This window comes from Umezawaea sp. Da 62-37 (assembly GCF_032460545.1).
Lineage (GTDB): Bacteria > Actinomycetota > Actinomycetes > Mycobacteriales > Pseudonocardiaceae > Umezawaea.
On the sequence record NZ_CP135965.1, the window covers coordinates 7639325 to 7657755 of the forward strand.

Genomic DNA, 18431 nt, shown 5'->3' on the forward strand with positions numbered 1-18431 from the left:
CCCCTAGCAGCGCGGAAGGCCTGGTCAGGCGAGTTTCCCGCGACCCAGCCGGAGTGGGCGGCGGGGTCGCGGGAGGTGGTCACCCGTGAACGGTGATGGCACCCGCCGGGCACAGCGCGGCGGCTTCACGGGCCGTGGCGTGGTGCTCGGGACCGGGTTCGGTGACCAGGACGAGGACCGTGCCGTCCTCCTCGCTCTGGTCGAACAGGTCGGGGTCGGTGAGCGCGCACATCCCCGCCCCGCAGCACTTCGCGGTGTCGGCCTCGATCCTCACGACCACTCCACCGGCAGCGCGTGGACCCCGTAGATGGCCATGTCGGTGCGCAGCGGCACCTCGTCCGCGGGTACCGCGAGGCGCAGGTCCGGGAACTCGGCGAACAGCGCCGAGTAGCCGATCCGCATCTCGATGCGGGCGAGCTGCTGGCCGAGGCACTGGTGCACGCCGTGCCCGAAGCTCATGTGCCCGCTCGCCGGGCGCCGGACGTCCAACCGGTCGGGGTCGTCGAACCGCTCGGGGTCGCGGTTGGCGGCGGCCACCGACAGCGACAGCGTGTCGCCCGCCTTGACCACCTCGCCGCCGATCGCCACGTCCTCCAGCGCCGTGCGGGTGGTGCCGAACTGGATGATCGACAGGTACCGCAGCAGCTCCTCGACGGTGTTGCCGATCAGCGAGGGGTCCGCCTTCAGCGCGGCGAGCTGGTCCGGGTTGGCGAGCAGCGCCAGCGTGCCGAGCCCGAGCATGTTGGCCGTCGTCTCGTGCCCGGCGACCAGCAGCAGGACGCCCATGCCGGTGATCTCCTCGTCGTCGAGGTGCTCACCGCTCGCGATCAGGCCGCTGAGCATGTCGTCGCCGGGGGTGGTCCGCTTGCGCACCACGAGGTCGCGGATGAAGTCCTTGATCCGCTCGAAAGCGGCGAAGGCCTCCTCCGCGGTCGTCTCCAGCCGCAGCGCCAGGGCGGTGTCCTCCTGGAACACGTGCCGCTCGTCGGAGGGGACGCCGAGCAGCTCGCAGATCACCAGCGAGGGGATGGGGAGCGCGAACGCCGCGACCAGGTCGGCCGAGGTGCCGTTCGCGCGCATCGCCTTCAAGTGATCGAGGACGATCTCCTCGATGCGCGCCGACAGCTGGTTCATCCTGCGCACGGTGAACTGGCCGGTCAGCAGCTTGCGGTACCTCGTGTGGTCCGGCGCGTCCATCCCGATGAACAGGCCGGGCGTCGCGGCGGGCCGCCGCACCGGCTGGCCGTCGGCGCGGGTGATGACGGAGTGGTGCAGTTCGCTCCGCGAGCTGAACCGGCGGTCGGCCATGATCTCGCGGACCAGCTCGTGGTTCGTGACGAGCCAGCCCACGTGCCCGTCGGGGAAGCGGAGCCGGTGCAGCGGTGCTTCCCCGCGGAGAACCCCCAGTTCCGCAGGTGGGTCGAACGCGTTGTCGCGCGTCGTCGGCAGGGCAGCGGTGATCGTTTCGGTCATCTTGCACACCTCCCAGTGCGTTAGAAACCTGCTTCAAAAGCTACATAATGTTCACGACTCTGTGAAGAACGTTGTTTTCAAATGAGTTCCAGGGTCGGCCAGCCGTCCAGGTCGGCCCGCAGCCTCCGGTCGTGCGTGGCCACGACGACGGCCGCGGCGGTCACCAGCAGCGCCTCGGTCAGCTCGTCGACCAGCGCGATCGACAGGTGGTTCGTCGGCTCGTCGAGCAGCAGCACGTGCGGCGCGCGCAGGAGCAGCAGCGCGAGGGACAGCCGCCTGCGCTGTCCGGTCGACAGCCTGCCCACGGGCCGGGTGAGGTCCACGTCGGGCAGCAGGCCCAGTCCGCGCAGCGGTTCCGGGTCGCCGCCCGCCAGCCGCACCGGGCTCAGCGACGGGTCCGGGAAGTCCGACTCCTGCGCCAGCAGCCCGATCCTGGTCCGGTCGCCGCGGCTCACCACACCGGACGCCGGGACGACCCGACCGGCCAGCACGCCCAGCAGCGTCGACTTGCCCGCCCCGTTCGCGCCGGACACGACCAGCCGCCCGCCCGCGGTCACCGCGACGTCCGGGTGCGGCCGCAGCCGACCGGGCACCGCGACCCCGGACGCGCTGAGCAGCACCTCGTCCTCCGGACCCGTCTCCAGTTCGGGGCTCGCGAACCGCAGCGGGGCGGGCGGCTTCGGCACCCGCCGCCCGGTCAGCTCCTCCAGACGGCGGGCCGCGTTGCGCATCCGGCCCGGTGCCCGCGTCGCCCGCTTGTGCTTTCCCGCCCCCTTGGGAGGCCGCCAGGACGTCACCAGCCGGGCTTCGGCGGCGGACACCTCCTCCCGCAACTCGGCGTCCCTGGACGACTCCAGGGCGTAGCGCTGCTCCCACCGCGCCCGTTCCGCCGCCTTGGCCGACTTGTAGGAGGAGTAGCCGCCGCCGTGCAGCACCACCTCGCCCTCGGCGTTCGGGTCCAGGTCGAGCAGCGCCGTGCAGACCTCGTCCAGCAGCATCCGGTCGTGGCTGACCAGCACGACCACGCCCTGGTGCTCGCGCAGCCGCGCGGTCAGGTGGTCCACGCCGGAGGCGTCGAGGTGGTTGGTCGGCTCGTCGAGCAGCAGGATGTCCGCGCGCTCGGCCAGCACGCACGCCAGCCGCACCCGGTAGCGCTGCCCCACGGACAGCCCCGCCAGCCGCAGGGCGCGGTCGGAGGGGGCGGCCAGCGCGGCCAGCGCCAGGTCGGCCCGGCGTTCGGCGTCCCACGCCTCCAGCCGTTCCGCCTCGGCCAGCGCCGCCGCGTACCGGTCGTCGGCGCCCGGCTCGGCGTCGGCCAGCGCGGTCGCCGCACCGTCCACCTCGGCCACCGCCGCCCGCGCGGAGGCGAGGGCCCGGTCCAGCAGCGTGCCGACGGTGTCGTCGTCGGCGAACGGCAGTTCCTGCGCGGCCATGGCGACCGAGCCGTGCCGGGTCACCGAGCCGGTGTCCGGCTCCAGGGCGCCCGCGAGCAGCCGCAGCAGCGTGGACTTGCCCCGGCCGTTCTCGCCGATCACGCCGAGGCGCTGCCCGGCCGACGCGGTCAGGTGGACGCCGGACAGGACCGGCCGTGCTTCGAAGCCCTTGCCCAGGTCCTCGGTCCGCAGATGGGCATGGCGGGGTTGTACGAGCAGTGCGCGCACTGGGTCACCTCTTCGGAACGGGAGCGCGCGACCACGACGGGGGCGCTCCGCGAGTTCTGGCGCTCAAGCCGGACGGCGAGCGCTCTCGGGCACGTCGAAGACGCGGCGAGCGGGCGCTCGCCGCGTCGCGGCCGAGATCAGAGGTAGAGCACGAAGAACGGCGGAACCATGTCCGCGACGATAGGGAAGCCGTCGAGGGGTTGCCACCGGATTACCGGGCGAGCCCGGTGGCCCGCTAACGCCGGGGGCGCGTGACCCGGATCCGTTCGGTGGCCGCGGCGTCGTGGTGTCCGGGGTGGCGCTGTTCGACGCGCGGACCCGCAGGCACCCGCGGTTCCTCCTTCGCCGGACCGACCAGTCTGGTCGCCAGCAGCGCCAGCAGCGCGCCGACCGTCGCGCCCACCAGGAACCCCGCGGCGACGTCGTGCGGGTAGTGCACGCCGACGAAGACCCGTGAGAAAGCCATCAGCATCGCCAATGGGAACACCACGAGGGCGACCCGGCCCCAGATGGTCGCGAGCACCGCCGCGCAGGCCGCCGCGATCGTCGCGTGGTTGCTGGGGAACGACCAGTCCCCGACGGCCGGGCACTCGGCGATGAACAACGCCCCGACGACCGCCCGGCAGGGGCGCTCCTCCTGGATGAAGGTCTTCGCGACCTCGCTCACCAGGTAGGCGCCGATCACCCCGAACGGTGCCACCAGCGCGAGCTTGTAGTGCGGTTTTCCCCTGCTGCGCCAAGCGTTCCAGGCGAAGAGGGCCGCGAACACCAGCAGACCCGCGTCGGTGCCGACGTCCGCGATCACGTGCACCCAGTCGGGGGTCGCGTGGGCGATGCCCGCGATGAACAGGTAGAGGGCTGCGCTCAACTCGATCATGATCCCGCGAGTATTCCGCTTCATGAACAACGGGTGAACACGGGGGCATCGTCCGAGGACCCCGGAACGTCACTTGATCGAGTTGTCTTTTACTGTGATCTTCAGCACGGGTAACCGGAAGGCTTCCGGGGCGTAACGATTGCGGCACCACCCGTAATTGCAGCTCTGGTCACCCGATTGACGGATCAAGCACTTTTCGCACCCACCGGCCGTACCTGGCTCGCTCGAGTTGGTGACCGTCACGGCGGTGCACCTTCCACCGATGTGCAATTACGGTGACCCGCCATGGCCCCCGTCCCAACGTGTCCGGATGACGTGATGCCCCTCCCCCCGTCGCTTGTCGAGAACGCCGTGGCCGTACCGGCCACCGAGGTCGACATCGCCGAGGCGGAGGAGTTCATCCGGCTTCACCACGAGGAAAACCATGACCTAGGCCCGGTGGAGGACCGTCTCGCCGAAGTGCACGCGGAGATCGCGGCGACCGGCACCTACCGGCACACCACAACGGAGTTGACCTTCGGCGCCAGGGTTGCCTGGCGCAACAGCGCGCGATGCATCGGCAGGCTGTACTGGCGCAGCCTGAAGGTGCGGGACCTGCGAGATCTCCAAGATCCCAAGGAGGTGGCGGACGAGTGCGTCGAGCACCTGCGGATCGCCACCAACGCGGGCAAGATCCGGCCCGTGATGACCGTGTTCGCCCCCGACGAACCCGGCCACCCCGGTCCTCGCGTCCGCAACGAGCAGCTCATCCGGTACGCGGCCTACCGCGGCCCGGACGGCGGTGTGCTGGGCGACCGCCGCAACCTCGAACTCACCGACCTCGCGATCACCCGCGGCTGGCAGCCACCACGAACCCGCGGCCCGTTCGACATCCTCCCGGTGCTGGTCGAGACCTCGGACGGCGAGTCCGGCATGGTCGACCTCCCCCCGGACGCCGTCCTCGAGGTCCCGCTCAGCCATCCGGAACTGCCCTGGCTGGCCAAACTCGGCCTCCGCTGGCACGCCGTGCCCGTGATCAGCAACATGCGGTTGCGGATCGGCGGCATCGACTACCCGGCCGCACCGTTCAACGGCTGGTACATGGGCACCGAGATCGGCGCCCGCAACCTCGCCGACAACGACCGCTACGACCTCCTCCCGTACCTCGGCAAAAGGATGGGACTGGACACCTCCAACGAGCAGACGCTCTGGCGCGACCGCGCACTGGTCGAGCTGAACCGAGCCGTCCTGCACTCGTTCGCCGAAGCGGGCGTCACCATCACCGACCACCACACCGAATCCCAGCGCTTCCTGACCCACGTGCAGAAGGAAGAAGCAGCAGGCCGCACCTGCCCAGCCGACTGGTCCTGGATCGTTCCCCCCATGTCCGGCTCCCTGACACCGGTCTTCCACCGCTACTACGACAAGGAAGAACTCCTACCCAACTTCTTCCCCGGCGGCACCACCGGCACCTGCCCGGTCATCCACTAGCCCCAGCACGTGGAAGGCCCGCAGCCGCCTGCGGCCCCTCCACACCAACGCCCCAAACCACCCACTCACCACCCAGCACACCCTCGCCGCCCTGCCCGGCGAAGCCCACATGCCTTCCTCGCGGAGCGAGGAGCCTGCCCTCCATCGGCGCAGCCGCTCCCTCGCACCCGGCGCGGAGCGCCCGCCGCCCTGCCGACGCGCAGCGAGGTGCCCTGCCGGGTGAAGCCCGATGCCTTGCCGACGCGCAGCGAGGTGCCCTACACCGGCACGGCCGACACGGGCGAAGCCAGACCTCCCCCTGCCCCCGATACACAGCGCCCTCCTGCCACACCCCTGTTTGTCAAGGCATCTTTCCTGCCTTGACAAACAGGGGTGTGGCATTGAGACAATCGCGCGCACGGGGGCCGGGCTTCGCCCAAACCGACCACCGAAAAGCCGACAGCCGACCCACCCCGCCCACCCCTAACCCGTACGGCCGTACGGCGATCACCGTTAAAAGCACCCTGTGGCCCAGATCACCCCACGAGCCTAGGGTCAGCTGGTGTGAGAGTCGGGATCCCCGCGGAGTCGCGGCCCGCCGAGCGCCGCGTGGCCTGCGTCCCGGATACGGTGCGCACGCTGGTCGGCGCGGGTCTTGCAGTGGACGTCCAGTCGGGCGCAGGGACGCACGCGTACGCCGCCGACGCGGCGTACCGGGCGGCCGGCGCCCAGGTCGTCGCGCAGGACCCGGTCGGTGAGGTCGAAGTAGTCCTGTCCGTCCAACCACTCGAGATCGCCCAGGCGCGCAGGCTGCGCCCCGGCGACGTGACGATCAGCTTCCTGTCCCCGTCGAACGAGCTGGAACTCGTCCGCGTCCTGGCCGAACGCGGGGTCACCTCGTTCAGCCTCGACCTGCTCCCGCGGGTCACCCGCGCGCAAGGCGCCGACGCCCTGTCCTCCCAGGCCTTGGTCGCGGGTTACCGCGCGGTCCTGGTGGCGGCCGAACGGCTGCCGAGGTTCCTCCCCATGTTCACCACGGCCGCCGGCACCGTGCCACCCGCGAAAGTCCTCGTGCTCGGCGCCGGCGTAGCAGGCCTGCAAGCCATCGCGACCGCACGCAGACTCGGCGCCGTCGTGGAGGCCTACGACGTGCGCGCCGCGGCGGCCGAAGAGGTCCGCAGCCTCGGCGCGCGCTTCGTCGAACTGCCCCTGGAGACGCAGCAGGGGGTCTACGCGGCCGAGCAGTCCGAGACGTTCCTGGAACGCCAACGGGAGCTGATCGCCGAACGGGTCGCCGCGTCCGACGTGGTGATCACGACCGCGGCGATCCCCGGTCGGGCGGCGCCGGTGCTGGTGACCACCGACATGCTCAAGGCGATGGCGCCCGGTTCGGTCGTGGTCGACCTGGCGGCGGAGTCCGGCGGCAACTGCGCGGCATCGGTGGCGGGCGAGGACGTCTGGGTCGGCGAGGTGCTGGTGCACGGCGCCAAGAACATGCCCAGCGGCATGCCGGTCCACGCCAGCAAGCTCTACGCCCGCAACGCGGCGAACCTGCTGATGATGATGACGAAGGACGGCGTGGTCGAGCCGGACCTCACCGACGAGGTGCTCGCCGGGTGCTGCCTGACGCACGCGGGCGAGGTGCGGCACGAGCCGACCAGGGGGCTGCTGTGATCGACCTGTTGACGATCTTCGTGCTCGCCGCGTTCGTGGGGTTCGAGGTGGTCTCGAAGGTGTCCACGATCCTGCACACGCCGCTGATGTCGGGTGCCAACGCCATCCACGGCGTGATCCTGGTCGGCGCCATCCTGATCACCGGCGCCGCCGAGAGCACCGCGCCGCTCGTGCTGGGGCTGCTCGCGGTGTTCCTGGCCACGGTCAACGTGGTCGGCGGGTTCGTGGTCACCGACCGGATGCTGGAGATGTTCAAGGGGCACCGGCGATGAGCGCGCAACTGGCCTACCTCGTCGCCGCGCTGTGCTTCCTGTTGGCGCTCAAGGGCCTGAGCACGCCGCGGTTCGCCCGCGCGGGCAACCTGCTCGGCGCCGCGGGCATGGTGCTGGCCGTGGTGACGGCCTTCGTCCAAGGGGCCGTCCACAACGGACTGTGGATCCTGGTCGCCATCGCGCTGGGCGCGGTCGTCGCGGTACCCGCCGCGCGCTCGGTGAAGATGACCGCCATCCCGCAGATGGTGGCCCTGTTCAACGGGGTCGGCGGCGCGGCGGCCGCGCTCGTCGCGCTGGCGGAGTTCCACGACGGCGGCCCGCTGCTATTCCGGATCGCGACCGTGCTCACCGTGCTGATCGGCTCGGTCAGCTTCTCCGGCAGCCTGGTCACGTTCGCGAAGCTCCAGGAGATCATGACGACCCGCCCGGTCGTGCTGCCCGCGGGCCGCGTGCTGAGCATCGGCGTCGTGGTGGCCTGCCTCGCGCTGGCGGCGGCCGTGCTGGTGACGTCGTCGGGTGCGCTGCTGATCGCCCTGACGGTCGCCGGGTTGCTGCTCGGCATCGCCTTCGTGCTGCCGGTCGGCGGCGCGGACGTGCCGATCGCGATCTCGCTGCTGAACGCGTTCACCGGGCTGGCGGTCGCCGCGTCCGGGTACGTGCTGGCGAACACGCTGCTGATCGTGGCGGGGACGCTGGTCGGCGCGTCCGGCACGTTGCTGACGCGGATGATGGCGCAGGCCATGGGCAGGCCGCTGACGAACATCCTGTTCGGGGCGTTCACCGCGACCGTCGTGCAGGTGCGCGGTGAGGAGCAGCGGACGGTCCGCTCCGGGACGGTGGAGGACGTCGCGATCCTGTTGGGGTACGCGCATTCCGTCGTCGTGGTGCCCGGCTATGGGTTGGCGGTGGCGCAGGCGCAGCACGCGGCTCGGGAGTTGGTGACGTTGTTGGAGGCGCGGGGGATCACGGTCAACTACGGGATCCACCCTGTCGCGGGGCGGATGCCGGGGCACATGAACGTGCTGCTGGCGGAGGCGGATGTGCCTTATGAGCAGTTGAAGGAACTCGACGATGTGAATCCTGGGATGACGAGCATGGATGTGGCGTTGGTGGTGGGGGCCAACGACGTGGTGAACCCAGGGGCGCGGGATGAGCCGAGCAGTCCGATCTACGGGATGCCGATCTTCGATGTGGATCGGGCTCGGGCTGTGGTGTTCATGAAGAGGTCGATGAGGCCCGGGTTCGCTGGGGTTGACAACGAGTTGCTGTACAACGCGAAGACGACGTTGTTGTTCGGGGATGCGAAGGAGTCGTTGACGAAGTTGTTGGCGGCGGTGAAGCAGTTGTAGGTGGGTTTGGGGTGGGGGTGGGGTTTAGGGAGGGGGGAAGCCCGGCCCCCGTGCGCGCGATTGTCTCAATGCCACACACCTGTTTGTCAAGGCGGGAAAGATGCCTTGACAAACAGGTGTGTGGCAGGAGGGCGCTGTGTATCGGGGGCAGGGGGAGGTCTGGCTCCGCTTGTGTCGGCTGTACCGGGTTAGGGCACCTCGCTGCGCGTCGGCAGGGCACCTTGCTGCGCGTCGGACAGGACACCTCGCTGCGCGTCGGTAGGGCGGCGGGCGCTCCGCGCCGGATGCGGGTGGGCGGCTGCGCCGGGTGGGTATCGGGGGCTGCGCCCGGTGGTGGGTGTTCACGGTTGGGTGTTGAACAAGTCGGCTAGTGCGGTGGGGGTGCGGGTGGCGGTGTAGAAGTCGCCTTGGGCTGTGTCGGTGCCGATTTGTGCCCACCAGTCGGCTTCGGTGTCGGTGTTCACGCCTGCGGCGGTGACGGTGATCCCTGCCTCGCGGACTAGTGCCACGAGGGACGTCATTGCGTTGTGCAGCAACGGATTGCGGTCGGTGTGGGTGGCGAGGGCGCGGACGGTGGTGGGGGCGATGGTGACGGAGTCGATCGGTAGTTCGGACAGGAGGGCCAGTTCGTCCTGGCCGCCGTGGAAGTCGTTCAGGCCGGTGGGGATGCCGGAGTCGGTGAGCACTTGGACGTTGTCGTCGCTGCCGCCGATGAGCACGGCCCTGGTGTGCAAGGAGATGCGCAGGTCCCCGACGGGTAAGCCGGTTTCGTCGAGGGTTTGCTTCACCGCGCCCACGAGGTCCTCGTCGCGGGACTGCATGGGGCTCAGGGCGACGTGCAGGGGGAGCAGGGGTGTGCCGGTGGTGTTGCGCCAGTGGACCATTCGTTCGGCGGCGTGCCGCAGCATCCACTGGCCGACGGGCAGGGACAGGCCGGTTTCGGCGGCCATGTCGAGGCACTGGCGGTGGCCGAGGGAGCCCCAGCGCAGGCGGGCGGAGACGCCGACGACGGTTCGGTCGGCGAGGCCGATGACGGGGTGGAAGTCGACCTCCAGCTCGCCGTTCTCGAAGGCGCCGGGCATGGAGGCGGAGATGCGCGCGGCCGCGCGCTGGCGGGCGTCCTCGTGCGGGTCGTAGGGCAGCCACTGGCGCTTGCCCTTGGCCTTCGCCTGGTGCAGCGTCGTGTTCGCGGCGCGCAGCAGCTGGCCCACCGTCCACTCGGGGGACGGGCGGTCGAGCACGCCGATGGTCGCGGTGACGGCGATGCCGAGGTCTTCGACGAACGTCGGCGCGGACAGCTCGTCGTTGATCAGGTCGATCATCTCGGTGACACCGGGCGAGCCGGGGGAGTTGTCGACCACGACGGCGAACTCGTCGCCGCCGATCCGCGCGACGAAGGCGTCCTGGTCGGCGACGACGGCCCGCAGCCGCGACGCGGTCTGCTGGAGCAGCCGGTCGCCGGTGTCGTGGCCGAGCCCGTTGTTGATCAGCGCGAACGAGTCGAGGTCCAGGTGGTAGAGCGTGATCCCGTGCTCGGAGCGGCTGTGCACCGTCTCCAGCTGGGTGACGAAGTGCTGCCGGTTCGACAGCCCGGTCAGCGGGTCGCGCAGCAGCAGCGAGTCGAGGTTCTTCTGCATCAGGTGCAGCTCGCTGACGTCCTCGACCATCGTCACGTGGAACGCGGCCTCGCCGTCGGCGTCGCGCAGCACCGACACCGCCAGGTACACCCACGCCGGTTCGCCGTCGATCCGCACGAGCCTGCGCTGCTCGCGGAACCGGTCCACCGCGCCCTCGCGCACGGCGCGGTAGGACGCGGTCAGCACCTCGGCGTCGTCGGGGTGGAAGCGGGCGGGCAGCGACCGCCCGATCAGCCTCTCGCGGCCGCCGAGGATCCCGTTCATGGCCTCGTTCGCCTCGACGATCGTGCCGTCCAGCTCGGTGATCACGATGCCCATCACCGACGAGTCGAACACCTCGCGGAACCGGGCCTCGCTGACCCTGAGCACCCGCTCGACACCCTGCTTCGCGTGCAGCAGCGCGCTCTTGATCTCCTCCTGCTGGCGGAACGCGTCGAGCCGCGTCGCCGTCGCGAACCGCGCGCCGAGCGCGCCGAGGATCGCGACGACCTTCTCCGCCAGCCGGTCGACACCGCGCAGCTCCGGGGCGAACAGCAGCGCGCGACCGAGCACCTCCACGGTGCGCTGCAACGTCTCCACGCCGGTGAGGTGCGCCGCCACCATCCGGTCGCCGACCACCGCGACGGGCTCGGCCGAGAACGGCTCGGCCTGGAGCGCGTCCGCGATCACGTCCACCAGTTCGAGCAGGAACAGCTCGATCTCGGCGGACGACATCGGGATGTACGTCGTGGAGTAGACGGCCCTCATCCACTCGCGGGCGAGCTCCCGTCGACGTCCGCGCGGCTGTTCCGGCGGCGTCGTGCTCCGTTTCCCCCGAGCCGGTGGTCTCCGCGGATCGGGGTCGGTCACCGCTTGCGGCCCACGCCTCCGAGTATCCCGGCCTTCGCGGGGTCGTCGTCGGAGACGCCCTCCGGCCGCCACAGCGGCAGCGGCACGACACCGGGTTCGACGACGTCGAACCCCGCGAACAGACCGGTGATCTCCGCCAGGGTGCGCGGGAACATGGGGTTCATGCTCCCCTTCATCACCTCGACGACCCCGGCCATCTCGACGGGCTGCAAGTCCGCGGTGAACTGCGAGAGCGCCAGGTGGCTGCCGGGGACGACGGCGTCCCGGTAGGCGGCGACGACCCCCTCCGGGTCCCGTTCCGGCGGGACGAAGTGGAAGACGCCGACCGCCAGCACGCCCAGCGGCTCGGCGAAGTCGACCAGACCCGTGCGCAGCGCGGCCTCGACCACCACGCCCGGCTCGGTCATGTCCTCCTGCACGATCGTCGCCAGCGGGTCGTCCTCCAGCAGCATCCGGCTGTGCGCCACCGCGATGTCCTCGAAGTCGACGTACACCACCCGCGACTCCGGGGCGGCCCGCCTGGCGACCTCGTGCACGTTGCCGACGGTCGGAATGCCGGACCCGAGGTCCAGGAACTGCCGGATGCCGCGGTCGATCATGAACAGCACGGAGCGGCGCAGGAACGCGCGGTTCAGGCGGGCGATGGCGCGGGCGTTCGGCTGCGCCTTGATGAACTTCTCGCCCAGCGCCCGGTCACCGGCGAAGTTGTGGCCTCCGCCGAGCAGGTAGTCGTACAGGCGGGCGGCGCTCGGGAGGCCGGTGTCGACGCCGTCGGGCACCCAGTTCGCCAGTTCCACCGCACACCTCCCGTCCGCGTAGTCGGGTACTGGCGTAGAAGTTACCGACCGCCGGTCCGGTCGCCGGTTCGGAGTACCGGTGTTGACAATGCGGACACGATCCCGACCACGGCCAGGACGGCGAACGTCGTGCGCAGTGCATGGGCACCGCCAGTGTGCAGGACGAACGTGCTGATCGCGATTCCCAGCGCCGTGCCGAGGCCGCGGGTGGTGTTGACCAGGCCGCCACCCAGACCCGCCTGCCCGGCGGGAAGGGCCGCCATGACCGCCGCGTTGTTGGCCGGGGTGAAGACGCCGAGCCCGAACCCCAGCAGCGCCAACGCGGGCACCAGCGCGCCGGGCACGAGCACCGGCAGCAGCGTGGCCGCCGCGGCGAGCCAGGCGCCCGCCCGCGCGGTCGACCACCGGCGGGGGAGCAGCCGCGGGCCGAGCGTCGCCGCGAGGGCGAACCCGGCGGGCAGGGCGGTGAGCGTCAGCCCGGTGGCCACCGGCGACCCGGTGCTCGCGAACGGAACCGCTACCAGTGGTCCGAACAGCACCAGGTAGCCGCACAGCGCGCCTAGCAGGCCGCGGCTGATCGGCGCCCGCCGCAGCAGCGCGAGGTCGAGCAGCGGCGCGCTGGCCCGCCGCTCCCACCACCACAGCGCCGCCGTCGCCGCGACCGCCAGCGCCAGCAGCGGCGGCACCGGCACGGCGAGACCGGACACCCCGGACAGCGCGAGCAGCGCGGCGGTGGTGGCCGTGCCGAGCAGCAGCGTGCCCGGCAGGTCGAACCGGCCGGGCTCGGCGCGGTCGACGGTGCGCGGCAGCAGGTAGTGGCCCGCGACCACGGCCACCAGGCCGATCGGGATGTTGATGGCGAACACCGAGCGCCAGCCCAGCACGCCGACGAGCAGGCCGCCCGCGGTCGGTCCCAACGCCAGCCCGAGCGCCTGCGCCGCCGCCTGCACGCCCAGCGCGGCGCGCATCCGGTCGCGCGGCACGCAGGCCACGACCAGCGCCACGCTGTTGGCCTGGAGCATCGCCGCGCCGATGCCCTGCACGACCCGGAACACGACCAGCGTGGTCAGGTCCGGCGCGAGCGCGCAGGCGGCGGACGCCGCGGTGAAGACGGCGAACCCGTAGACGTAGACGAGCTTGCGGCCGATCACGTCCGCCAGTCGCCCGACGGCGGCCAGCAGCGCCACGAGCGCCAGCAGGTAGGACAGCGAGACCCACTCCACGGCCGCGGGCGGCGCGCCGAAGTGCCCGGCCAGCGCGGGGAACGCGAGCGTGACGATGCTCGCGTCGAACTGGCCCATGAACGCGCCGAAGCACACCGTCGCGATCACCAGCCGGGGCGCGCCGGGCCAGGCCGCGATCCGCCGCGGACGTGGTGACTCCGCGACGAACCACCGCCAGCCGCGCGTCGCGTGATCCATCTGCCTCCGATCATATCGGAGTCAGAGGTACATGGGATCGGTAACCTGCACCCCATGTCAGAAGAGGCCCGGACGCTCACCGACGTGGTGACCCGGCTGCGCAGGGCGTTGCGGACGAGCATCCGATCCGACTGGCCGTGGGAGTCGCTCCCGATGGCCCAGATCGAACTGCTCCAGACGCTCGCCGAACGGCCGCCCATGAGGGTCGGCGACCTGGCCGCCGAGCTGCGGCTGGCCCCGAACACGGTCAGCGGACTGGTCGGCCAGCTCATCGACTCGGGCCTCGTCTCCCGCGCGGGCGACCCCGCCGACCGCAGGGTCGCGCGGCTGTCGGTGACCGCGCAGGGGCACGACCAGTTGGCCGTGTGGCAGAGCGCGCACGAGAAGCGCATCGGCGCCGCGCTGGACAAGCTGGACGTCCGGGAGCGCGCCGACGTGGTCCGCGCGCTGAGCGCCCTCGACCACCTGGTGGACCACCTGCGCTGACACCCCCTAGATTTTCTCTGGGGTGTTTGAACTGCGGCTAGGGGATGTCGGGAGGGCTCCGCGAGTCGACAGTGGACGCAAGACACGTCCTCTGCCGTCGGGGAGAACCGCCATGAGCGAACTGCTGGACACCACTCGCACCCTCTCCTACTGGCCCGAGGTGGGGGAGATCTCCGCCCTGTTCGGCGACTGGAACGCGGCGCTGGCCACCGGCGACCCGTACCTCGTCGCCGACCGGTACACGCCGGACGCCGTGCTGCTGGCCACGATGTCGCCCGACGTGCGCGTCGACCGCGCGGGCATCGTCGACTACTTCGCGAGCTTCATGCTGGCCAGACCGCTCGCCGTGGTGAAGAGGTCGTTCGTCCGGGTGCTGAGGTCGACCGAGGCCATCGACTCCGGCCTCTGCCGCTTCACCATGAAGCAGGACGGGCACACGGTCGCCATGGACGCCCGCTTCACCTTCGTCTACGAGAAGATCGACGGGAAGTGGATGATCGTGACCCACCACTCCTCCGCCGTGCCGCCGGAGGCCTTCTGACCCCTCGGGAGGGACCATGCCTTTCCGGGTGCTCGGCGCCGTCGCGTGCGGCGGGGCGCTCGGGGCGCTGGCCCGCTACGGGCTCGGCATCGCCTTCCCGTACGGACCGTGGACCATCCTCGTGGTCAACGCCACCGGCTGCCTGCTCATCGGCGTGCTGATGGGGCTGACCGAGGACGCGCTGCTCCGGGCGTTCCTCGGGACCGGCGTGCTGGGCGGGTACACGACGTTCTCCACCTACGTCGTCGACTTCCAGCGGTTCGCGTCCCAGGGACGGCCCGGCGTCGCCATGGCCTACCTCGCGGGCACCCTGGTCACGGCACTGGTCGCCGTGGCCACGGGCGCCGCCGTCGCCCGCCGGGTCCGCCGGTGACCGCGCTCGCGGTCGTCCTGGGCGCCGCCGTCGGCGCGCCCCTGCGCTACCTGATCGGCCGCGCCCTCAACGGCCGGTTCCCCCACGGCACCCTGGTCGCCAACGCCACCGGCTCCGCCCTGCTCGGCTTCCTCGTCGCCCTGCCCGCCGACAGCACCACCCTCGCCCTGCTGGGCACCGGCTTCTGCGGCGCGCTCACGACCTACTCGACCTTCAGCCTGGAAACCCTCCGGCTGATCGAGGACCGCAGGCACGGGACAGCGCTGCTGAACATCACCGCCAGCCTCGCCCTCGGCCTGGCCGCCGCCTACGCGGGCATGGGCCTCGCTACGACGTTCGGGTAACCCTCACCGCCCGGACACCCCGCACCCGTTTCCCCCGGCGCACCCGCTCGTTGATCGAACGAGCCAGTCCTCGGGGGCGTACCAGGGGCTGTCGGGGCTGCCACCCTCTGCGGTGGCCCCGGCAACCCGGCACGCGGTTCAATCAATTGCTCCAATTGGCGCAACCAGAATTACTACAGTTCTTTTGTAACGTCCCGGACGCCCTAAGAGATTATATTGTCAGATACCTGGATGCGCTCGCAGATGCACGTGCGTCACGTTCCGTCGAAAGGCTCAACATCATGACGCAGACGACGGCCAAGTAGCTCAAGACCCTCGGGTCCGACCGCGAAGTCGCAGCTCCCTGCCCCGGAGCATGCTCCTTCGGGTCAACGACGACAACCACCACGTGCGCTGACAACGTTATTGATTCCGAACGGACGAAGAGTTCCCGGCAATACCGGAACCCCAAGTCCCCAGGTCCGCACAAGAACACAACCGCCCGTCACAGGCTGTTGAGGCCACCACCCTCTGCGTGGCCTCAACAGCCTTTTTCACACCCGGCGACCAAATGGCCGCAGAGCGCTGCCACCCCGCCAAGCCACTCCGCCGCCCCGACCCGCGCACAAGCACGGACCCGAGCCAGCCAATCCACTCGTCAGCAACCAACCCGACCCGCCAACTGACCCAACCCGCCAACCAGCCCAACCCGCCAACCAGCCCAACCCGCCGCCCCACCCTGAACCGAGCGCGGCCGCACCCGGAGAACGGCGGGCACCGATGGCCGGTTTCGACCACGGCGCCCACCGCTACCCGGTTTCCAGGGACAAGGCCAGTGTTGACGGACGAGCCCCCGCCTGGTTCCAACGCACGGCGGCCCGGTACCGAGGGACAACCGCACCCCCTCACCCCAAAACCGACATCCCCTTCAACCTGCTCAACACCTCCGGCAGCCCGTCCGCGTGCACCACACCCAGCCGCTGGGTCGCCCGCGTCAACGCCACGTAAAGATCACTCGCCCCCCGCGGCGACTCCTCCAGGATCCCCGCCGGTTCCACCACCACGACCGCGTCGAACTCCAGCCCCTTCGCGTCGACCACCCCGAGCACCATGACCCGCGCGTCCAACGCCGCCGACTGGTTGCCCACCGCGGCGCCGGGGACCGCCGCCGTGATCGCCTCGCCCAGTTCGACCAGCAGGGCCGAGGGCACGATCACCGCCAGCTTCCCCTCCCCGATCTCCGCCGCCTCCCGAGCCACCAGCGCGGGCAGCTCGGCGCTCAGATCGCGGACCTGGACGTGCCACGGCTCCACCCCGCTGTCCCGCACCGACGTGGGCGGCACCAGTTCGGGGTCGACGCTCGCCAGCACGTCCGCCGCCACGGCCATGATCTCCGAGGGCGTCCGGTAGTTCACCGTCAGCTCGGTCAACTTCCACCGGTCCATCACGTACGGCGACAGCACCTGACCCCACGACGTCGCGCCCGCGATGTCGCCGGTCTGCGCGATGTCCCCGACGACGGTCATGGACTTGCTCGGGCAGCGGCGCATCAGCGTCCGCCACGCCATCGCCGACAGCTCCTGCGCCTCGTCCACGATGATGTGCCCGAACGTCCACGTCCGGTCGGCCGCCGCGCGTTCGGCGGCGGTCTCGTAGGTCTCGCCGCCGTGCCGCTCGGCGAGCCGGTAGGCGTCCATCAGGTCGTGCGCCATCAGGATCTCGGGGTCGGCGTCGTCCTCCAGGTCGAGGATGTCGAGCACGCCCTGGGCGTACTCGGTCGCCTGCCGCCGCTGGCGTTCGGCCTTCGCCTTGGCGTCGGCGTCGTCCTCGCCCAGCAGTTCCGCCGCCTCGTCCAGCAGCGGCACGTCGGCGGGCGTCCACTCGGCGTCGACCTCGCGCAGCAGCAGCGCCCGCTCCTCCTTGCTCATCCGCGGCGCGGCGGCGGCGAGCCGCTTGGCCGAGGAGAACAGCTCGGACAGCAGCTGCTGCGGGGTCAGCGCGGGCCACAGCCGGGCCAGCGCCCGCTGGACGTTCTCGTCCTCGCGCAGCTCGCGGCGGATCTCGTCGATGTCGTCGGCGTCGAGCAGGTGCCTGCCCAGCTTGTTGACGGCCTGGTTCGCCATCGTGGAGATCATCTCCCGGACGAACGTCCGCCTGGCCTCGTTGTGCGGCCTGCGGGTGCGCCGCGCCCGGCCGCGCGCCTCGGTGATGGCCCGCCGGTCCAGCCGCAGGGTCTCCTGCTCGAACGGCACCTCGATCATGCCCGGCGCCTCCTGCCGGTCCTTGATCGCGTGCGAGATCACCTCCGCCATCGTGATGCGGCCCTTGATCGCGGCGGCTTCCGGGGACTCGCGGCCGACCGCGTTCAGACCTGGGTACAGCTCGCCGACGGTCGACAGCAGCACGCCGGTCTCGCCCAGCGACGGCAGCACCTGGCCGATGTAGCGCAGGAACGTCGCGTTCGGGCCGACCACGAGCACGCCGCGCTTCGCGAGCTGCCTGCGGTGGGTGTAGAGCAGGTAGGCCGCGCGGTGCAGCGCCACCGCCGTCTTGCCGGTGCCCGGACCGCCCTGCACGACGACGACGCCGTTCAGCTCGGTGCGGATGATCCTGTCCTGCTCGGCCTGGATGGTCGCGACGATGTCGCTCATCTGGCCGGTGCGGTTCGCGTTCACCGCGGCGAGCAGCGTCGCCTCGCCGGTCAGGCCCTCGTTGCGGCTCGGCTCGGTCGAGTTGATGTCCAGGACCTCGTCGTCGTACGCCACGACGGTGCGCTGCTTGGTGCGCATGTGCCTGCGCCTGCGCACGCCGTCGGGCGACGCCGCGGTCGCCAGGTAGAACGGCCTCGCCGCGGGGGCGCGCCAGTCCATCAGCAGCGGCTCGTACTCCTTGTCCTCGTCGAACAACCCGATGCGACCGATGTAGAACCGCTCGCCCTCGTGGAAGTCCAGCCTGCCGAAGCAGAGACCGTTCTCGACGGCGCTGTACTGGGCCAACTGGTCCGAGTACATGGCCACCGAGGTGTCCCGCTCCGAACGCATCTGGTGCGTGCCACCGGTTTGCCGGAGTGATCCGGCCAGTCGCTTCGAGCTCTGCTCGCGGAGGTCGTCCAGCCTGCCGTACAGCATCGACACGTACTCCTGCTCCGCGGAGATTTCCTGGAGCCGGGAGTCATCGGAGGGGCTTGACAACGTGCCTCATTTCTCGATACCGTCTTTTGTCGTCAGGTTTTTTGGCCTGACTATTCTG

Annotated in this window: 17 protein-coding genes; 8 read left to right on the forward strand and 9 right to left on the reverse strand. The window is 70.8% G+C overall.

The annotated features are described in order from the left end of the window. Positions 1 to 79: 79 nt before the first annotated feature. From RM788_RS35280 to RM788_RS35300, 5 genes are all read right to left on the reverse strand, one after another. Positions 80 to 274: a ferredoxin gene (locus RM788_RS35280; RefSeq protein WP_315923259.1), complete on the reverse strand. Its 195-nt coding sequence runs from the start codon at positions 272 to 274 to the stop codon at positions 80 to 82. Further along, complete coding sequence (locus RM788_RS35285; protein WP_315923261.1) at positions 271 to 1473, reverse strand: cytochrome P450; 1203 nt, start codon at positions 1471 to 1473, stop codon at positions 271 to 273. Before RM788_RS35285 ends, RM788_RS35280 begins: the two co-directional genes overlap by 4 nt. A gap of 77 nt (positions 1474 to 1550) precedes the next feature. Beyond that, a complete protein-coding gene (locus RM788_RS35290) occupies positions 1551 to 3134 on the reverse strand; it encodes an ATP-binding cassette domain-containing protein (protein ID WP_315923263.1) in 1584 nt (527 codons plus the stop codon). 235 nt (positions 3135 to 3369) lie between these two features. Further along, entirely contained in the window at positions 3370 to 4011 is a 642-nt protein-coding gene (locus tag RM788_RS35295; RefSeq protein WP_315923265.1) for a phosphatase PAP2 family protein, read from the reverse strand. A gap of 69 nt (positions 4012 to 4080) precedes the next feature. Further along, positions 4081 to 4254, reverse strand: coding sequence for a hypothetical protein (locus tag RM788_RS35300; protein ID WP_315923268.1), 174 nt, complete (start codon positions 4252 to 4254; stop codon positions 4081 to 4083). Between the two features lie 75 nt (positions 4255 to 4329). Here RM788_RS35300 and RM788_RS35305 point away from each other — a divergent pair, with 75 nt between their 5' ends. The 4 genes from RM788_RS35305 to RM788_RS35320 all read left to right on the forward strand — a co-directional run bounded on the left by RM788_RS35305 (position 4330) and on the right by RM788_RS35320 (position 8755). After that, positions 4330 to 5481 carry a nitric oxide synthase oxygenase gene (locus RM788_RS35305; protein WP_315923270.1) on the forward strand — a complete coding sequence of 384 codons (1152 nt, stop codon included), beginning with the start codon at positions 4330 to 4332 and terminating at the stop codon, positions 5479 to 5481. Between the two features lie 543 nt (positions 5482 to 6024). After that, positions 6025 to 7134, forward strand: a complete 1110-nt coding sequence (locus RM788_RS35310) for an NAD(P) transhydrogenase subunit alpha (protein WP_315923272.1) — start codon at positions 6025 to 6027, stop codon at positions 7132 to 7134. Next, entirely contained in the window at positions 7131 to 7406 is a 276-nt protein-coding gene (locus RM788_RS35315; protein ID WP_315923274.1) for an NAD(P) transhydrogenase subunit alpha part 2, read from the forward strand. The genes RM788_RS35310 and RM788_RS35315 overlap by 4 nt, the downstream gene beginning before the upstream one ends. Next, positions 7403 to 8755, forward strand: a complete 1353-nt coding sequence (locus RM788_RS35320) for an NAD(P)(+) transhydrogenase (Re/Si-specific) subunit beta (protein ID WP_315923276.1) — start codon at positions 7403 to 7405, stop codon at positions 8753 to 8755. The genes RM788_RS35315 and RM788_RS35320 overlap by 4 nt, the downstream gene beginning before the upstream one ends. Positions 8756 to 9096: 341 nt before the next feature. Here the strand turns inward: RM788_RS35320 and RM788_RS35325 are convergent, their stop codons facing one another. From RM788_RS35325 to RM788_RS35335, 3 genes are all read right to left on the reverse strand, one after another. Next, positions 9097 to 11139, reverse strand: coding sequence for a putative bifunctional diguanylate cyclase/phosphodiesterase (locus tag RM788_RS35325; RefSeq protein ID WP_315923277.1), 2043 nt, complete (start codon positions 11137 to 11139; stop codon positions 9097 to 9099). A 98-nt stretch (positions 11140 to 11237) separates the two neighbouring features. After that, complete coding sequence (locus tag RM788_RS35330) at positions 11238 to 12038, reverse strand: SAM-dependent methyltransferase (RefSeq protein WP_315923278.1); 801 nt, start codon at positions 12036 to 12038, stop codon at positions 11238 to 11240. Between the two features lie 41 nt (positions 12039 to 12079). Continuing rightward, complete coding sequence (locus RM788_RS35335) at positions 12080 to 13459, reverse strand: MFS transporter (RefSeq protein WP_315923279.1); 1380 nt, start codon at positions 13457 to 13459, stop codon at positions 12080 to 12082. Between the two features lie 54 nt (positions 13460 to 13513). On the opposite strand from RM788_RS35335, the gene RM788_RS35340 reads away from it, so the two are divergent. From RM788_RS35340 to crcB, 4 genes are all read left to right on the forward strand, one after another. Beyond that, the gene (locus RM788_RS35340; RefSeq protein ID WP_315923280.1) at positions 13514 to 13945 is read left to right on the forward strand and encodes a MarR family winged helix-turn-helix transcriptional regulator; all 432 of its coding nucleotides are present in this window, start codon (positions 13514 to 13516) and stop codon (positions 13943 to 13945) included. A 112-nt stretch (positions 13946 to 14057) separates the two neighbouring features. After that, on the forward strand, positions 14058 to 14486 hold the full coding sequence (locus tag RM788_RS35345; protein ID WP_315923281.1) for an SgcJ/EcaC family oxidoreductase: 429 nt from the start codon (positions 14058 to 14060) through the stop codon (positions 14484 to 14486). A gap of 16 nt (positions 14487 to 14502) precedes the next feature. Then, positions 14503 to 14859, forward strand: a complete 357-nt coding sequence (locus RM788_RS35350) for a fluoride efflux transporter FluC (protein WP_315923283.1) — start codon at positions 14503 to 14505, stop codon at positions 14857 to 14859. Continuing rightward, on the forward strand, positions 14856 to 15203 hold the full coding sequence (gene crcB / locus RM788_RS35355; protein ID WP_315923285.1) for a fluoride efflux transporter CrcB: 348 nt from the start codon (positions 14856 to 14858) through the stop codon (positions 15201 to 15203). The genes RM788_RS35350 and crcB overlap by 4 nt, the downstream gene beginning before the upstream one ends. Positions 15204 to 16087: 884 nt before the next feature. On the opposite strand, the gene RM788_RS35360 is transcribed toward crcB, so the two are convergent. After that, a complete protein-coding gene (locus tag RM788_RS35360) occupies positions 16088 to 18373 on the reverse strand; it encodes a HelD family protein (RefSeq protein ID WP_399341053.1) in 2286 nt (761 codons plus the stop codon). Between the last annotated feature and the right edge of the window lie 58 nt (positions 18374 to 18431).